Genomic DNA, 16,184 nt, shown 5'->3' on the forward strand with positions numbered 1-16,184 from the left:
GCATATTGTTATGGGGTTCCGACCTCTCTGGGCCGTGTGAACACGCTACGCTGCTGAAAGGGTGAAAAATCGCACCCTGGCGACCAACATTTGCACGGAGGCGACCACCTTTGCCGTGGAGCATGCAATGCCGCAAATCATTCATTTCCTGCTGTTACCCGGCTTTTCGGCCATGGGATTCATCAGTGCCCTGGAGCCCCTGCGGGTGGCCAACCGCTTCAAAGGGCCGTCGTATCGCTGGCAGGTGTTGAGCCTGGACGGTGGCGCCGTGCAGGCCAGCAACGGCATGTCGGTGAACGCCGATGCGGCGTTGGCAGCGGGCGAGCCTGCCGGCATCTTGCTGATCGTGGCTGGCTTCGACCCCCTGGCGTGCTATGGGCCGACACTGCAGCAGGCGCTGCGCCGCCTGGACCATGACGGGGTGATTCTGGGTGGCATCGATACCGGCGCCGTGGTACTGGCCGAAGCCGGCCTGCTCGACGGCCACCGTGCCACCGTGCACTGGGAGGCGCTGGAGGCATTCAAGGAAAACTACCCAAGCTTGCAGGCGACCCAGGAGCTGTTCGAGATCGACCGGCGGCGCATCACCTGTGCGGGTGGCACTGCCTCGATCGACCTGATGCTCGACCTGATTGGGCAAGCCCATGGCAGTGAGTTGGCGGTGCAGGTGTCGGAGCAGTTCGTGCTCGGGCGTATCCGTCAGCGACAGGATCACCAGCGCATGCAGATCGCCAGCCGCTATGGAATCAGTAACAAGAAGCTGGTGAAAGTGATTGGTGAAATGGAGCGCAACACCGAACAGCCGCTCAATACCCAGGTGCTGGCCGAGGCGGTGCAGGTGACCCGGCGGCAGCTGGAGCGGCTCTTTCGGGTGCACCTGGATGACACGCCCAGTGGGTTTTATCTGCGACTGCGGCTGGACAAGGCGCGGCAGTTGTTGCGCCAGACCGACATGAGTGTGCTGGAGGTGGGGGTGGCGTGCGGGTTCGAGTCGGCTTCGTACTTTACCCGCTGTTACCGGGCCAGGTACCAGCGTTGCCCGCGGGAGGACAGGTTGGCCAGGGCGGTGTGAGGTTCTTGAACCGATCGCTGACCTTTGTAGGAGCGGCCTTGTGTCGCGATAGGGCCGCAAAGCGGCCCCGGCTATTTCCGAGGCGAAGCTGAAAATGTGGGGCCGCTTCGCGCCCCTATCGCGACACAAGGCCGCTCCTACAGGGGATAGCGTTACGGTCAGTCCTTACTGCTGCCCAATGCTCTGCAAATACTCTGACCGGTCATCACTGCGCTGCGCCACGCAGGTATCCCAGGCCGCCTGAAACGCCTTGCTCCCGGGCTTCTCGGCATAGGTCTCAACCTTGCAATCCGCATCACGCAGCTGTGTCCACAGCTTCTCGGCCGCATCCATACGCCCGACCAGCGCGGTAGCCTGGTCGCCCTCGTCGGCATATTGGTCGCGAATACGCTGGATCAAGTCATCGTAAGCCGACTTCAGCTCCCGCTCGGCAGTCTGCTTGTTGAACGCAGCGCACGCGTAGGTCTGCTGGTCGGTCTCGACGTTGTCGCACGGGGTGCTTTCTTCCTCGCCGGCCTGGGCGCCCGATACGACAGCCAGCAGTACCAGCCATGCCAATGATTTCATCCGTTTTCTCCTCAACAGGCTGACGAATCGCAGGGATTCTCGCTCAGCCGAAGGCAAGGCGGTAGCTCTCTGACGAAATGTTCATAAAACGGCCAGAAACGTCGTTATCGAGACTGTCTCTCATCGCCACGCCGCATGCCAGAGGGCGTGTTGTCGCGCATTGACGCTTTCGGCAAACCCCCTGTCGTTTTTGCATCGGGGCGTCATTGGGCACAGGCATATGCTGGCCCCAAAGCGCCGGCAGAAGGTTTGGCGCAGCCCAACTCAATAAAAGGGGACAGCCTGATGAGCCCAGCCGAACTTCACGCCGACAGCATCGTCATCGACGGCCTGATCATTGCCAAGTGGAACCGCGAGCTGTTCGAAGACATGCGCAAAGGCGGGCTGACTGCGGCCAACTGCACGGTGTCGGTCTGGGAAGGCTTCAAGGCAACCGTCGACAACATCGCTGCCAGCCAGAAGCTGATCCGCGACAACAGCGACCTGGTGATGCCGGTGCGCACCACCGCCGACATCCGCAAGGCCAAGGAACTGGGCAAGACCGGCATCCTCTTCGGCTTCCAGAACGCCCACGCCTTCGAAGACCAGATCGCCTACGTGGACGTGTTCAAGCAGCTGGGCGTGGGCATCGTGCAGATGTGCTACAACACCCAGAACCTGGTAGGCACCGGCTGCTACGAACGCGACGGCGGCCTGTCGGGCTTCGGCCGCGAGATCGTGGCGGAAATGAACCGCGTCGGCATCATGTGCGACCTGTCCCACGTGGGTTCCAAAACCTCTGAAGAAGTTATCCTCGAATCGAAAAAGCCGGTGTGCTACTCCCACTGCCTGCCCTCGGGCCTGAAGGAGCACCCGCGCAACAAGTCGGACGAAGAGCTGAAGTTCATCGCCGACCACGGCGGGTTCGTTGGCGTGACCATGTTCGCGCCGTTCCTGGCCAAGGGCATCGACTCCACCATCGACGACTACGCCGAAGCCATCGAGTACACCATGAACATCGTTGGTGAAGACGCCATCGGTATCGGTACCGACTTCACCCAAGGCCACGGCCAGGACTTCTTCGAGTACCTGACCCACGACAAGGGCTACGCCCGTCGCCTGACCAACTTCGGCAAGATCATCAACCCGCTCGGCATCCGCACTGTCGGCGAGTTCCCCAACCTCACCGAAACCCTGCTCAAGCGCGGCCACTCCGAGCGCGTGGTACGCAAGATCATGGGCGAGAACTGGGTCAACGTCCTCAAGGACGTCTGGGGCGAGTAAGCCGCTCTCCAAGCCTGATAGCCCCTGCCAGCAACGCCGGGGCACCCACATAAAAATTTTATGGAGTTGAGTTTCCATGGCCAAGATCGCCCCGCAATTGCCAATCGAAGTCGACAGCGAGACCGGTGTCTGGACCAGCGACGCCTTGCCGATGCTGTACGTGCCGCGCCATTTCTTCGTCAACAACCACATCGGTATCGAGGAAGTGCTGGGCGCCGACGCCTACGCCGAAATCCTCTACAAGGCCGGCTACAAGTCCGCCTGGCACTGGTGTGAAAAAGAAGCCGAATGCCATGGCCTGGAAGGCGTGGCGGTGTTCGAGCACTACATGAAGCGCCTGAGCCAGCGTGGCTGGGGCCTGTTCGAAATCCAGGACATCGACCTGGATAAAGGCACCTGCAGCGTCAAGCTCAAGCACTCTGCGTTCGTGTACGTCTATGGCAAGTGTGGCCGCAAGGTCGACTACATGTTCACCGGCTGGTTCGCCGGCGCCATGGACCAGATTCTCGCTGCCCGCGGCAGCAAGATCCGCACCGTGGCCGAGCAGGTCTACGGCGGGTCGGAAGAAGGCCACGAAGATGGCCTGTTCGTTACAAAGCCGTTGTAAGCCGGAGATAGCGTCATGGCATTCGAAGCAATGTTCCAGCCGATCCAGATCGGCAAACTGACCATCCGCAACCGCGTGCTCAGCACCGCGCACGCCGAGGTCTACGCCACTGACGGCGGCATGACGACCGACCGCTACGTGAAGTACTACGAAGAAAAGGCCAAGGGCGGTATCGGCCTGGCGATCTGCGGTGGTTCGTCCGTCGTGGCCATCGACAGCCCGCAGGAATGGTGGGCGTCGGTCAACCTGTCGACCGACCGCATCATCCCGCATTTCCAGAACCTGGCCGACGCCATGCACAAGCATGGCGCCAAGATCATGATCCAGATTACCCACATGGGCCGTCGCTCGCGTTGGGACGGCTTCAACTGGCCGACCCTGATGTCGCCGTCGGGTATCCGTGAACCCGTGCACCGCGCCACCTGCAAAACCATCGAGGTGGAAGAGATCTGGCGCGTCATCGGCAACTACGCGCAGGCTGCGCGTCGTGCCAAAGAAGGCGGCCTGGACGGTGTGGAACTGTCGGCTGTGCACCAGCACATGATCGACCAGTTCTGGAGCCCACGGGTCAACAAGCGTACCGACGAATGGGGCGGCACCTTCGAAGGCCGCATGAAGTTTGGCCTGGAAGTGCTCAAAGCCGTGCGTGCCGAGGTCGGTGACGACTTCTGCGTGGGCATGCGTATCTGCGGTGACGAGTTCCACCCCGATGGCCTCAGCCATGAAGACATGAAGCAGATCGCCGCGTACTACGACGCCACCGGCATGCTCGACTTCATCGGCGTGGTCGGCTCGGGTTGCGACACCCACAACACCCTGGCCAACGTTATCCCCAACATGAGCTACCCGCCGGAGCCGTTCCTGCACCTGGCGGCCGGCATCAAGGAAGTGGTCAAGGTACCGGTGCTGCACGCGCAGAACATCAAGGACCCGAACCAGGCCACGCGCATCCTTGAAGGCGGCTACGTGGACATGGTCGGCATGACCCGTGCGCACATGGCCGACCCGCACCTGATCGCCAAGATCAAGATGGGCCAGATCGACCAGATCAAGCAGTGCGTCGGTGCCAACTACTGCATCGACCGCCAGTACCAGGGCCTGGATGTGCTGTGCATCCAGAACGCCGCGACCTCCCGTGAATACATGGGCGTGCCGCACATCATCGAGAAAACCACCGGCGTGAAGCGCAAGGTGGTCGTGGTTGGCGCCGGCCCTGCCGGTATGGAAGCTGCCCGGGTAGCGGCCGAACGTGGCCACGACGTGACCCTGTTCGAGAAGAAGGACCAGATCGGCGGGCAGATCACCATCGCCGCCAAGGCTCCGCAGCGTGACCAGATTGCCGGTATCACCCGCTGGTACCAACTGGAGCTGGCGCGACTGAAAGTCGACCTGCGTCTGGGCACCGCCGCTGACGTGGCCACCATCCAGGATTTGCGCCCGGATGTGATCGTGCTGGCCGTGGGTGGGCATTCGTTCCTGGAGCAGAACGAGCACTGGGGCGCCGCCGAAGGGCTGGTGGTCAGCAGCTGGGACGTGCTCGACGGCAAGGTTGCGCCGGGCAAGAACGTGCTGGTGTACGACACCATCTGCGAATTCACCGGCATGTCGGTGGCCGACTTCATCGCTGACAAGGGCAGCCAGGTGGAAATCGTCACCGACGACATCAAGCCGGGCGTGGCCATGGGCGGTACTACCTTCCCGACCTACTACCGCAGCATGTACCCCAAAGAAGTGATCATGACCGGCGACATGATGCTGGAAAAGGTCTACCGCGAAGGCGACAAGCTGGTGGCGGTGCTGGAGAACGAATACACCGGCGCCAAGGAAGAGCGCGTGGTCGACCAGGTGGTGGTGGAAAACGGCGTGCGCCCTGACGAGCAGCTGTATTACGCCCTGAAGGAAGGTTCGCGCAACAAAGGCCAGATCGACGTGGAGGCGCTGTTCGCCATCAAGCCACAGCCGATTCTCAGCCAGCCGGGCGAAGGCTACCTGCTGTACCGCATCGGCGACTGCGTGGCCCAGCGCAACGTGCATGCGGCGATCTACGACGCCTTGCGCCTGTGCAAGGACTTCTGAAGCAGCGGCAAGCTTCAAGCTGCAAGCTGCAAGGAGAAGCGATCAATGTCGGCTTCGCTTGCAGCTTAGGTCTTGAGAGTTGCTTGGGAATGACTCTGTAACGCAGCGGTGGACTGCAAGGTACAAGCATGAGGTAGGGGCGACGCAGCTTCTTCTTGCAGCTTGTAGCTTGCAGCTTGCAGCTCAAAGGTGCCTGCCATGTTGAACACCCTTCTACCCATCCTGCTGTTCGCTGCCCTTGGCCTGGCAGTGCTCGGCGCCCTGCGCCGGGTGCGCATGTGGCGGCGTGGCCGGCCGTCCAAGGTCAACCTGATCGGCGGCCTGCTGGCCATGCCGCGCCGCTACCTGGTGGACTTGCACCACGTGGTCGAGCGCGACAAGTACATGTCCAAGACCCACGTGGCCACCGCTGGCGGCTTCGTGCTGTCGGCCGTGCTGGCGATTCTGGTGCACGGTTTTGGCCTGCAAAGCAAAATCCTCGGCTACGCGTTGCTGGTAGCCACGGTGATCATGTTCAGCGGCGCCATCTTCGTCTTCAAGCGCCGCCTCAACCCGCCTTCGCGCCTGTCCAAGGGCCCGTGGATGCGCCTGCCGAAGAGCCTGATGGCGTTCGCCGTGAGCTTCTTCATCGCCACCTTGCCGGTTGCCGGCATCCTGCCTGCCAACACCGGTGGCTGGGTGATGGTCGGCGTCCTTGGCCTGGGCGTGCTGTGGGGCGTGTCGGAGCTGTTCTTCGGCATGACTTGGGGTGGCCCGATGAAACACGCCTTCGCCGGTGCCCTGCACCTGGCCTGGCACCGCCGCGCCGAACGTTTCGGGGGTGGCCGCTCCACCGGCCTCAAGCCGCTGGACCTGGAAGACCCGAACGCGCCGCTGGGCGTGGAAAAACCGGTGGACTTCACCTGGAACCAGCTGCTGGGCTTCGACGCCTGCGTGCAGTGCGGTAAATGTGAAGCCATGTGTCCGGCCTTTGCCGCCGGCCAGCCGCTGAACCCGAAAAAACTCATCCAGGACATGGTCATCGGCCTGGCCGGTGGCACCGACGCCCAGTTCGCCGGCAGCCCTTACCCGGGCAAGCCGATTGGCGAACACGGCGGCCACCCGCACCAGCCGATCGTCAATGGCCTGGTCGATGCCGAAACGCTGTGGTCCTGCACCACTTGCCGTGCCTGCGTCGAGGAATGCCCGATGATGATCGAGCACGTCGATGCCATCGTCGACATGCGCCGCCACCTCACCCTGGAAAAGGGCGCTACCCCGAACAAGGGCGCCGAGGTGCTGGACAACCTGATCGCCACCGACAACCCTGGCGGCTTCGCCCCTGGCGGGCGCATGAACTGGGCGGCCGACCTCAACCTGAAGCTGTTGTCCGAGGTGAAAACCACCGAAGTGCTGTTCTGGGTCGGCGATGGTGCCTTCGACATGCGCAACCAGCGCACCCTGCGTTCGTTTGTCAAAGTGCTCAAGGCTTCGGGCGTGGACTTTGCCGTGCTCGGCCTGGAAGAACGCGACAGCGGCGACGTCGCCCGCCGTCTGGGCGATGAAGCGACCTTCCAGCAACTGGCCAAACGCAATATCCAGACCCTGGCCAAGTACAAGTTCCAGCGCATCGTCACCTGCGACCCGCACAGCTTCCATGTGCTGAAGAACGAATACGGCGCCTTGGGCGGCGAATACCAGGTGCAGCACCACAGCACCTACATCGCCGAACTGATCGCGGCCAACAAGCTCAACCTTGGGCAGCACAAGGGCGGCAGCGTCACTTATCACGACCCGTGCTACCTGGGCCGTTACAACGGCGAGTACGAAGCCCCGCGTGAAGTGCTCAAGGCGTTGGGTATCGAAGTGCGCGAGATGCAACGTTCGGGTTTCCGTTCCCGTTGCTGCGGTGGTGGTGGCGGTGCGCCGATCACCGACATCCCGGGCAAGCAGCGTATCCCCGACATGCGCATGGACGACATTCGCGAAACCGAGGCCGAGCTGGTGGCCGTGGGTTGCCCGCAATGCACCGCCATGCTCGAAGGTGTGGTCGAACCGCGCCCACAGATCAAGGACCTGGCCGAGCTGGTGGCCGACGTGCTGATCGAAGAGGAATCGCCCGCTGCCCCAAAGCCGCAAGCGGCCAAACGTGAACCTGCGGAGGTGCACTGATGAGCGACATTATCCGCCGCGACCCACGCGCCGAGTGGATCGCCCGTAACCGCCTGCACCCGCTGCATGCGGCCATGCAGACGCAACAGACCAGCTGGATGGGGCCCAACGGCCTCATCCGCAAGAACCCCCATGCGATTGCCGCAGGCTTCATCGGCCCGGCCGGTATCAAGCGCATCGACCGCAGCGGCGCCCAGCAGGGCACTGGTGTGGGCGGGCGGCGCACCGCAGCGGCCGAGGTCAAGTTGCCGTTGCACCAGGTACCGGCGCCGGCGTTCTACATTGCCGTGGTGCCCGACATGGTCGGTGGCCGCCTCAGCAGCCACGACCGCGACCTGCTTGGCCTGGCCCACAGCCTGGCTGGCAGCGATGGTGCGGTGTTGGCGGTGGTGTTCAACGAACACAAGGAAAGCAACTTTCCCACAGCCGGCGTCGACCGCCTGCTGGTCATCGAAGGCGAAGCATTCGAGGGTTATGCACCGGAGCAACTGGTGCAGGGTTTGCGGGCTGTGGATAACCAGTTCACCCCGCGCCACTGGCTACTGCCCGACAGCCGCACCGGTGGCGGCGAGCTGGGCCGGCGCCTGGGTGCCGCGCTGGGCGAGCGCCCGGCGACGCGGGTGTGGCAGGTCAAGGATGGCCAGTGCATCGGCCGTGCCGGTGCCGGGCAGCAAGACCTGCAGCGCGCCGTGCCGCGCCTGATCCTGGCGGCGGCAGAATGTGCCGAACCGGTCAGCGAAACCCGCCACGAAGCGTTGCCGGTGGAGTTGTCCACAAGCGTGGCGCGCAGCCTGTCGCGTATCGAAGACCTCGGCTCGGTGGCCGTGGACCCGGCCACCATTGCCATGGCCGAAGCCGAGTTCATCGTCTCGGGCGGCAACGGGGTCAAGGACTGGGACCTGTACCACAAGGCTACCGCAGCCTTGGGCGCCACCGAAGGCGCCTCGCGGGTGGCGGTGGACGACGGCTTCATGCCGCGCAACCGCCAGGTGGGTGCTACCGGTACTTGGGTAACCGCACGCGTGTACATGGCTGTGGGTATCTCGGGCGCGATCCAGCACCTGCAGGGCATTGGCGCCTGCGACAAGGTGGTGGCGATCAACATGGACCCTGGCTGCGACATGATCAAACGGGCCGACCTGTCGGTGATTGGCGACAGCTCGGCGATTCTCAAGGCACTGATCGAGGCTGTGGACAACTTCCGCAGCGGCGGCCAGCGCGACGCGGCATAAGGGCACGAGCATGAGTACGAAAGTGATCAGCCTGGTTTCCATCGGTGCCCACCCAAGCTCCGGTCGCGCTCGCCGCGCCGAGCAGGATGCCCGCGCCGTGGAACTGGGGTTGCAACTGGCTGGGGATAACTTGCAGGTGGTGCATGCTGGCGACCCGCGCGAAGAGGCATTGCGCGCCTACCTGGGCATGGGCCTTGACCACCTGGACGTGCTGGAGCAGCCGGCTGGCGCCGATGTGCTGGGCGTGCTGGGGGATTACCTGCGCGATGCCGGGGCGCAGCTGGTGCTGACCGGCAGCCAGGCTGAAACGGGCGAGGGTTCAGGCATGCTGCCGTTTCTGCTGGCGGAAAAGCTCGGCTGGCCGTTGATTGTGGGCTTGGCCGAGGTGGAGTCGATCGACAACGGCACGGCCCAGGTGCTGCAAGCGTTGCCACGTGGGCAGCGGCGTCGGTTGAAAGTGCGCCTGCCGTTGCTGGCAACTGTGGATAACGCAGCGCCCAAGCCGCGCCAGAGTGCCTTCGGGCCAGCGCGCCGGGGTGTATTGGCGGCGCGTAACGTGACCATTGTCGAGGACGACCTGTTGGCCGAAGCCGAGCTGCAACCGGCCCGGCCACGGCCCAAGCGCTTGAAGGTGATCAAGGCCAAGAGCGGTGCCGACCGGATGAAGGCGGCGACCGCCAAGGCCAGTGGCGGTGGTGGCAAGGTACTGAAGGATGTTTCGCCACAGGAAGGTGCCGAGGCCATCCTCAAGCTGCTGGTGGAAGAGGGCGTGCTGCGCTGAAGCTGGAGGATTGGAGATTTCTCTGTGGGAGCGGCCTTGTGTCGCGATGGGCTGCGCAGCAGCCCCGGCAATCTTGAGTCGTAGTCGAGATCCTGGGGCCGCGCTGCGGTCCATCGCGACACAAGGCCGCTCTTACATTCAATACTCAGAACCGACCGAGCGCTTTTGCCCACCAAATCTGTTTGCCAAGCTGTGGACAAAGTGTTTGCGCAATGCTGTAGCCCTTTGAAATCAACGCCTTCAAAGAATTGATCAAATTTTGATCATCTATCCTGCCCCGCTTGCAACTCTCAGGCGTGGCAATTGCCCACAATCACTGTTGGCCGGTTTGTGGATAACATGTTCGCCCATCACTACAGGCCACGAGTTCTCTGGCTTTCAGGGAAATGATTGATTTTTAATCAATCGCCCTTGAAAACAGCTAGAGCCGCTGACTCATTAGGCCTTCCGGGGTTTTCCACAGGCTTTTAGACAGCTCGATGGTTTTTCCCACATTATTTGTTGGTGGCTCTGTGGACAATGTGTTTGCAGAGGGCTGGGAGCCATTAAACATGAGGCCTGTAGAGGATTGGTCAAAAAACACCCGGTCCAGCATGGAGCGGCATTCTTGATCGCTCAGCCTTTGTGTACAGCCGCAGCCATCACTTCTGTGGATAACCAATTCCGCCTAGCTGTTATTTCTGCCAGTATCCATTTGCTCTCCAGCCGATTAGCGTTGATGCAAAGACTTGGGAGTGGCACATATGAACTTCGTGCATCTGCTGGCGACCGATAGGTTGCGTTCTGTCATGAATGATTCGACAGGTGTACAACGGGCCTATGCGGCTTATGGCCTGGCAAGCATCCAAGGTGGGCCGGTGAGTGCTTTCTGTGGTGAATACAGAGATGCCTTAGCGGGGTGTTACCACCTGGGAAATGGGTATCGTCAGTTCAATCCGGCGATCATGCGCTTCCACGGTCCGGATGGGTGGAGCCCGTTCGGTGAGGGCGGTATCAATGCCTATGTTTACTGCACGGGTGATCCGATCAACAAGTCTGACCCCACGGGGCATTTCGGTTGGCTGCCTGTAGTGACTCAGGCGGCTTCGAGTATTTCGACGGCACTCGGAGCAATAAATCGCAGAGCTGCGGCTGTGGTCGAGCAGCGTATTCAAAGGTTTGCGGGACTGCCGGTCGCCCATGCACCTGCGCGAGCAGAGGCAGCGGACACGTTGTTTGGATATGCGGCTGGCCTCATGGGCGCTGGTGCGAATATTGCGCGGAGCCTCATCGACGCTCCAGCTGCTATAGCCGGTACAGTCGTAGGGCAGCTTGTATGGATAGGGGCTGCTGGGAGCGCCGGAGTTGCAGGTGGTACAAACCTGAATGCTTATCCGGTGTTCCGCTCGTGGACCAAAACTGCCAGAGCCAATGGCATGAACCGTGTGGGCGTGGCGTTTGAAGGCGCGGGGCAGATGCTTTTACCGCCTTTTGTTAGAAGGATCGCCGCACGGTGGTTGGTGCGGACCGCAGATAGGGTGGTTAACAGCATCACCTATCTATATGGCGGGCCAGGGAGTTCGCTTGCAAGAGGGTACGTTCCTGGTCAAGGGGAGGCGCTGACGAGCATGATGGTCGTGCGGCGTAATGGCGAGGTCGAAGTTACCGGTCGGTGAACCCAGCGCTACCGTGCCTCACCCTTTCGGGCGAGGCACGGTAGTCACTTACTGCGCCTGCACTTCCTTCAAATACGCCGCCGGCTCAGCCCCCAGGTTGTTCAGCATCCGCCCGCTGTACCAGTCAATGAAGTTCACCACCCCAAACTCATAAGTCTTCGAGTATGGCCCAGGCTGGTACGCGGTAGAGTTGATCCCACGCTGGTTCTCTTCCGCCAGACGGCGGTCCTGGTCGTTGGTGGCGTCCCACACCTTGCGCATACGCTCTGGGTCGTAGTCCACTCCTTCCACGGCGTCCTTGTGCACCAGCCACTTGGTGGTGACCATGGTCTCTTGAGCGCTGATCGGCCACACGGTGAACACGATCATGTGGTCGCCCATGCAGTGGTTCCACGAGTGCGGCAGGTGCAGGATGCGCATCGAGCCGAGGTCCGGGTTCTTGATGCGGCCCATCAGCTTCTGGCAGGCCTGCTTGCCGTCCATGGTCATCGACACGGTGCCCTTGAGCAGCGGCATGCGCACGATGCGGTTACGCAGGCCGTGGCTCTTGTGCAGGTACGGGATTTTCTCGGCTTCCCAGGCGGCGGCCGAGGCGGCCACGTGGTCCTTGAATTCCTGGCTGGCGCGCGGGTCGTTGGTGTCGTCCCACTCCAGCAGGGTTTGCAGCAACTCCGGGTGCGAACCGCTGCAGTGGTAGCACTCGCGGTTGTTTTCCAGCACCAGCTTCCAGTTGGCCTTTTCCATCAAGGTGGTTTGCACCGCCACCTTGGTGTTCTCCATGTCGTACGGTTCCATGTAGTGTTCCAGGGTGGCCAGGAACTCGTCGATGGCAGGCGGGTTTTCCGCCAGGCTGATGAAGATGTAACCGCCGGCCACCTTCACGTTCACCGGCTTCAGGCCGTACTGCTTCATGTCGAAGTCGGCGCCCATTTCGGTGCCGGCGAACAGCAGGCGGCCGTCCAGTTCGTAGGTCCACTGGTGGTAGTGGCACACCAGCTTGGCCACCTTGCCTTTGTCGCTGACGCACAGGCGCGAGCCGCGGTGGCGGCAGACGTTATGGAAGGCGTGCACCTTACCTTCGGCGCCACGCACCACCAGGATCGGGTTATTGCCGATCTGCAGGGTGATGTAGTTGCCTTTCGCCGGAATTTCGCAAGTCATGCCGGCGATCAGCCATTCTTTCTGGAAGATCTCCTGCATGTCGATCTGGAACAGACGCTCGTCGGTGTAGAAAGGCTGGGGCAGCGAGTAGGTTCGCTCGCGGGTCTGCAGCATCTCGGCGGTGGCCTTGCGTGCTGGCTCCAGTGGATCGCCCAGGCTCAGGGTTGCGGTGACGTCCATCGTGTATTCCTCGGGGCCGTGTGCGGCCGGCAAAAGGTGGCTAATCGTTGTTGTTGCCGCAAGGCTGCTCTCACGGCTCTTTGTTTAAACAGCTGGCTAGTTGTTTTGCCGTGGAGTGTGCGTCCGAAGCCGTCGCGAACCGTATCCATGGGCGACATGGCCGATGTGAATAACGACGCCACAGCCCTTGTAGCGCGGGGCTGGTCGCGATAAGCACGCCGATGTCGCTGGCAGGAATGTGCATCGCCCTCGGCTTGCGCATTATCCAAGCCATAAAAAGCCCAATAGTCGGCTGCTGGAGATGAACATGTCCGATACCTTCCTCAATCCGGTCACCACCCAGACCTGGGCCAACGGCCGCCACATCGTGCGCTGCGTCAAGGTCATCCAGGAGACCTGGGACGTGCGCACTTTCTGCTTCATGGCCGATCAGCCGATCATGTTCTTCTTCAAACCCGGGCAGTTCGTCACCCTGGAGCTGGAGATCGAAGGCAAGCCGGTGATGCGTTCCTACACCATCTCCAGTTCACCGTCGGTGCCGTACAGCTTCTCGATCACCGTCAAGCGCGTGCCGGGCGGCCTGGTGTCCAACTTCCTGCACGACACCATGCACGAAGGCGCCGAGCTGCCGGTGCATGGCCCGGTGGGGCTGTTCAACGCCATCGATTTCCCTGCAGGCAAGGTGTTGTACCTGTCGGGCGGCGTGGGCATTACCCCAGTCATGTCGATGGCACGTTGGTTCTACGACACCAACGCTAACGTCGACATGGTGTTCGTACACAGCGCCCGCTCGCCGAAGGACATCATCTACCACCGCGAGCTGGAACAGATGGCCTCGCGCATCCCCAACTTCAGCCTGCACATCATTTGCGAGAAGCATGGCCTTGGCGAGCCATGGGCGGGGTATCGCGGTTACCTGAACCAGCGCCTGATGGAACTGATTGCCCCGGACTACATGGACCGCGTGGTGTTCTGCTGCGGCCCGACGCCTTACATGACGGCGGTCAAGCGCATGCTCGAAGCGGTCGGTTTCGACATGAAGAACTACCACGAGGAATCGTTCGGTGCGACGCCGGCCGAGGCCAAGGCCGATGCAGTGGAGCACGCCGAGCAGGCGGCCGATGCACCGGAGCTGGACGTTTCCGACCTCAACCTGGTGGAGTTCATCGGTAGCGAGAAGAGCATCCGCGTTGCCCCGGGCGAAACCGTGCATGCGGCGGCGGCCAAGGTTGGCTTGATGATCCCGAAAGCCTGCGGCATGGGCATTTGCGGCACCTGCAAGGTGCTCAAGCTGGGCGGTGAGGTGGAGATGGAACACAACGGCGGCATTACCGAAGAGGATGAAGCCGAGGGGTATATCCTGTCGTGCTGCAGCGTGCCGAAAGGGGATGTGCGGATCGATTATTGATCCACTGATCCGAGATTGCAGGGGGCTGCTTCGCAGCCCATCGCGACACAAGGCCGCTCCTACAGATGCTGCGCAAGCCATGAAACTGCGCGGTAGCTGTAGGAGCGGCCTTGTGTCGCGATGGGCCGCAAAGCGGCCCCAGTGTTTTCAAGTTCGGAATCGGGCTACCAGGCCATTGAGGTCCACGGCCAACCGCGACAATTCGGCACTCGCCGCACTGGTCTGATGCGCCCCGGTAGCACTCTGCACCGACAGGTCATTGATGTTCACCAGGTTGCGGTCCACTTCCCGCGCCACCTGCGCCTGTTCTTCCGCCGCGCTGGCAATCACCAGGTTACGCTCGTTGATCTGCGCCACCGCCCCGGCAATGGTATCCAGCGCCATGCCCGCACCACGGGCGATGTTCAGGGTGGATTCGGCGCGTTCGGTGCTGGTGCGCATCGACTCTACCGCTTCTTCCGTACCGCCCTGGATGCTGCCGATCATGCGCTCGATTTCGCTGGTCGACTGTTGGGTACGATGGGCCAGTGCACGCACTTCGTCCGCCACCACGGCAAAACCACGGCCCGCTTCGCCGGCACGCGCCGCCTCGATGGCGGCGTTCAGTGCCAGCAGGTTGGTCTGATCTGCCAGGCCACGGATCACGTCGAGTACCTTGCCGATGTCGCGCGACTGTTCGGCCAGGTGGGTAATCAGTTTGGCAGTGGCTTGCACATCACCGCTCATGCGCTCAATGGCACCCACGGTCTCCATCACCAGGTCACGACCGTCGCCGGTGGAGCGGCTGGCTTCACTGGACGCTTCAGAAGTGCTCACGGCATTGCGCGCCACTTCTTCGACAGCACTGGTCATTTCAGTAACGGCTGTGGCGGCCTGTTCAATCTCGTTGTTCTGCTGTTGCAGGCCTCGGGCACTTTCGTCGGTGACGGCGTTCAACTCTTCGGCTGCCGAGGCCAACTGCGTGGCCGAGCCGGCGATCTGCTGCAGGGTGTCGCGCAGCTTGTCCTGCATGCGGGCCATGGCGCGTAGCAGGCGGGCGGCTTCGTCGGTGCCTTCGGCACGGATGACGTGGGTCAGGTCACCGTCGGCAACCTGTTCGGCGCTCTTGAGCGCTTCTTCGATCGGTTTGACGATGCTGCGGGTCAGCAGGAAGGCGCAGGCGAAGGTCAGCACGGTTGCGGCTACCAGCAGGCCGATCACCAGCGCAAAAGCCGCAGCGTACTGGTTGGCCGCCTTCTCGTTGGTGGCGCGGGTCTGGTCGGTGTTGATGCGCACCAGGGTGTCCATGACCTTGTTGATCTGCTCGGAATTGGCCAGCAGGTCACGGTTCAGCAGGTCGCGCAGCTCGTCCAGGCGGTCGGCCTGGCTCAGGGTGCGCATGCGCGACTCCAGCTGGCGGTACTGGTTGAGCAACTGGCTGTACTGGTCGAACGCGGCCTGCTCGTCGGCGGCGGTGATCATTGGCAGGTAGGCCTGGCGTGCGCGGTCGATCTGGCTGTTGCGCTGGTCCAGCAGGTTGAGGGTGTCGCGCTGGGTGTCCGGCTCGCGGTTGAGCAGCAGGCGGTAGGAGAGGGTGCGCATGCGCAGGTTCAGCGCGGTGAGCTCGTCGAGGATCTTGATGCTGGGCACGCTGACCTGTTCGATAGCCACGCCGGCTTGGCGGATGTTGCCCATTTGTATCAGCGAGAAGACACCAAGGCCAAGCATCAGCAGGCCGATCAGCGCGAAGCCCAGCAGCGCGCGCGGGGCGATATTCATGTTGCGTAGAGACATGGAGAGGAGCGTCCAGGCAAGGGGAAATAAGGTGCGCACAGTGCGACAAAACATGACTTGCCGGGCTATCGGTCGTGACTGGCCAGTCTTGAGTGCGACCGGTGAAAATTGTGAGGTGGCTAACCTTTTCCTGACCGGCGGTTGACGCAGGTCGGAACAAGGGGGCCGTTACCCTGTCAATCTGCGGGTTCGACACCTTATGAATCCGATATTTAATGGCGATGGGCGGCACTTTTCTTTATCGTGTGCGCCCCTCGC

12 protein-coding genes and 1 pseudogene are annotated in these 16,184 nt (G+C 62.1%); 9 read left to right on the forward strand and 4 right to left on the reverse strand.

Annotated elements, in window-relative coordinates:
* The first annotated feature begins 127 nt into the window (after window positions 1-127).
* Window positions 128-1,072, forward strand: coding sequence for a GlxA family transcriptional regulator (locus QQ992_RS01500; RefSeq protein ID WP_286112024.1), 945 nt, complete (start codon window positions 128-130; stop codon window positions 1,070-1,072).
* 165 nt (window positions 1,073-1,237) lie between these two features.
* On the opposite strand, the gene QQ992_RS01505 is transcribed toward QQ992_RS01500, so the two are convergent.
* A complete protein-coding gene (locus tag QQ992_RS01505; RefSeq protein WP_019096853.1) occupies window positions 1,238-1,639 on the reverse strand; it encodes a lysozyme inhibitor LprI family protein in 402 nt (133 codons plus the stop codon).
* Between the two features lie 285 nt (window positions 1,640-1,924).
* On the opposite strand from QQ992_RS01505, the gene QQ992_RS01510 reads away from it, so the two are divergent.
* From QQ992_RS01510 to QQ992_RS01540, 7 genes are all read left to right on the forward strand, one after another.
* Complete coding sequence (locus tag QQ992_RS01510) at window positions 1,925-2,902, forward strand: dipeptidase (protein WP_003257506.1); 978 nt, start codon at window positions 1,925-1,927, stop codon at window positions 2,900-2,902.
* A gap of 76 nt (window positions 2,903-2,978) precedes the next feature.
* On the forward strand, window positions 2,979-3,509 hold the full coding sequence (locus QQ992_RS01515) for a DUF5943 domain-containing protein (protein ID WP_008091518.1): 531 nt from the start codon (window positions 2,979-2,981) through the stop codon (window positions 3,507-3,509).
* Between the two features lie 15 nt (window positions 3,510-3,524).
* Window positions 3,525-5,585: a dimethylglycine demethylation protein DgcA gene (gene dgcA, locus QQ992_RS01520; RefSeq protein ID WP_019096852.1), complete on the forward strand. Its 2,061-nt coding sequence runs from the start codon at window positions 3,525-3,527 to the stop codon at window positions 5,583-5,585.
* 198 nt (window positions 5,586-5,783) lie between these two features.
* A complete protein-coding gene (gene dgcB / locus QQ992_RS01525) occupies window positions 5,784-7,736 on the forward strand; it encodes a dimethylglycine demethylation protein DgcB (protein ID WP_286112025.1) in 1,953 nt (650 codons plus the stop codon).
* Window positions 7,736-8,968, forward strand: coding sequence for an electron transfer flavoprotein subunit alpha (gene etfA, locus QQ992_RS01530; protein WP_286112026.1), 1,233 nt, complete (start codon window positions 7,736-7,738; stop codon window positions 8,966-8,968). Before dgcB ends, etfA begins: the two co-directional genes overlap by 1 nt.
* A 10-nt stretch (window positions 8,969-8,978) precedes the next feature.
* A complete protein-coding gene (gene etfB / locus QQ992_RS01535) occupies window positions 8,979-9,749 on the forward strand; it encodes an electron transfer flavoprotein subunit beta (protein ID WP_119368552.1) in 771 nt (256 codons plus the stop codon).
* 743 nt (window positions 9,750-10,492) lie between these two features.
* Window positions 10,493-11,404, forward strand: coding sequence for an RHS repeat-associated core domain-containing protein (locus tag QQ992_RS01540; RefSeq protein WP_286112027.1), 912 nt, complete (start codon window positions 10,493-10,495; stop codon window positions 11,402-11,404).
* A 48-nt stretch (window positions 11,405-11,452) separates the two neighbouring features.
* Here QQ992_RS01540 and gbca read toward each other — a convergent pair whose 3' ends face one another.
* Complete coding sequence (gbca, locus tag QQ992_RS01545) at window positions 11,453-12,745, reverse strand: glycine betaine monooxygenase oxygenase subunit (protein ID WP_012270112.1); 1,293 nt, start codon at window positions 12,743-12,745, stop codon at window positions 11,453-11,455.
* A gap of 307 nt (window positions 12,746-13,052) precedes the next feature.
* Between gbca and gbcB the strand changes: the two genes are divergently transcribed.
* On the forward strand, window positions 13,053-14,153 hold the full coding sequence (gene gbcB / locus QQ992_RS01550) for a glycine betaine monooxygenase reductase subunit (protein WP_105947343.1): 1,101 nt from the start codon (window positions 13,053-13,055) through the stop codon (window positions 14,151-14,153).
* A 147-nt stretch (window positions 14,154-14,300) separates the two neighbouring features.
* On the opposite strand, the gene QQ992_RS28000 is transcribed toward gbcB, so the two are convergent.
* The gene (locus tag QQ992_RS28000) at window positions 14,301-15,173 is read right to left on the reverse strand and encodes a methyl-accepting chemotaxis protein (protein ID WP_404943662.1); all 873 of its coding nucleotides are present in this window, start codon (window positions 15,171-15,173) and stop codon (window positions 14,301-14,303) included.
* Between the two features lie 30 nt (window positions 15,174-15,203).
* Window positions 15,204-15,980, reverse strand: a pseudogene (locus QQ992_RS28005) (MCP four helix bundle domain-containing protein); the annotation flags it as partial.
* Window positions 15,981-16,184 lie beyond the last annotated feature (204 nt).

This window comes from Pseudomonas kurunegalensis (assembly GCF_030291635.1).
In the GTDB taxonomy this organism is placed as follows: domain Bacteria; phylum Pseudomonadota; class Gammaproteobacteria; order Pseudomonadales; family Pseudomonadaceae; genus Aquipseudomonas; species Aquipseudomonas monteilii.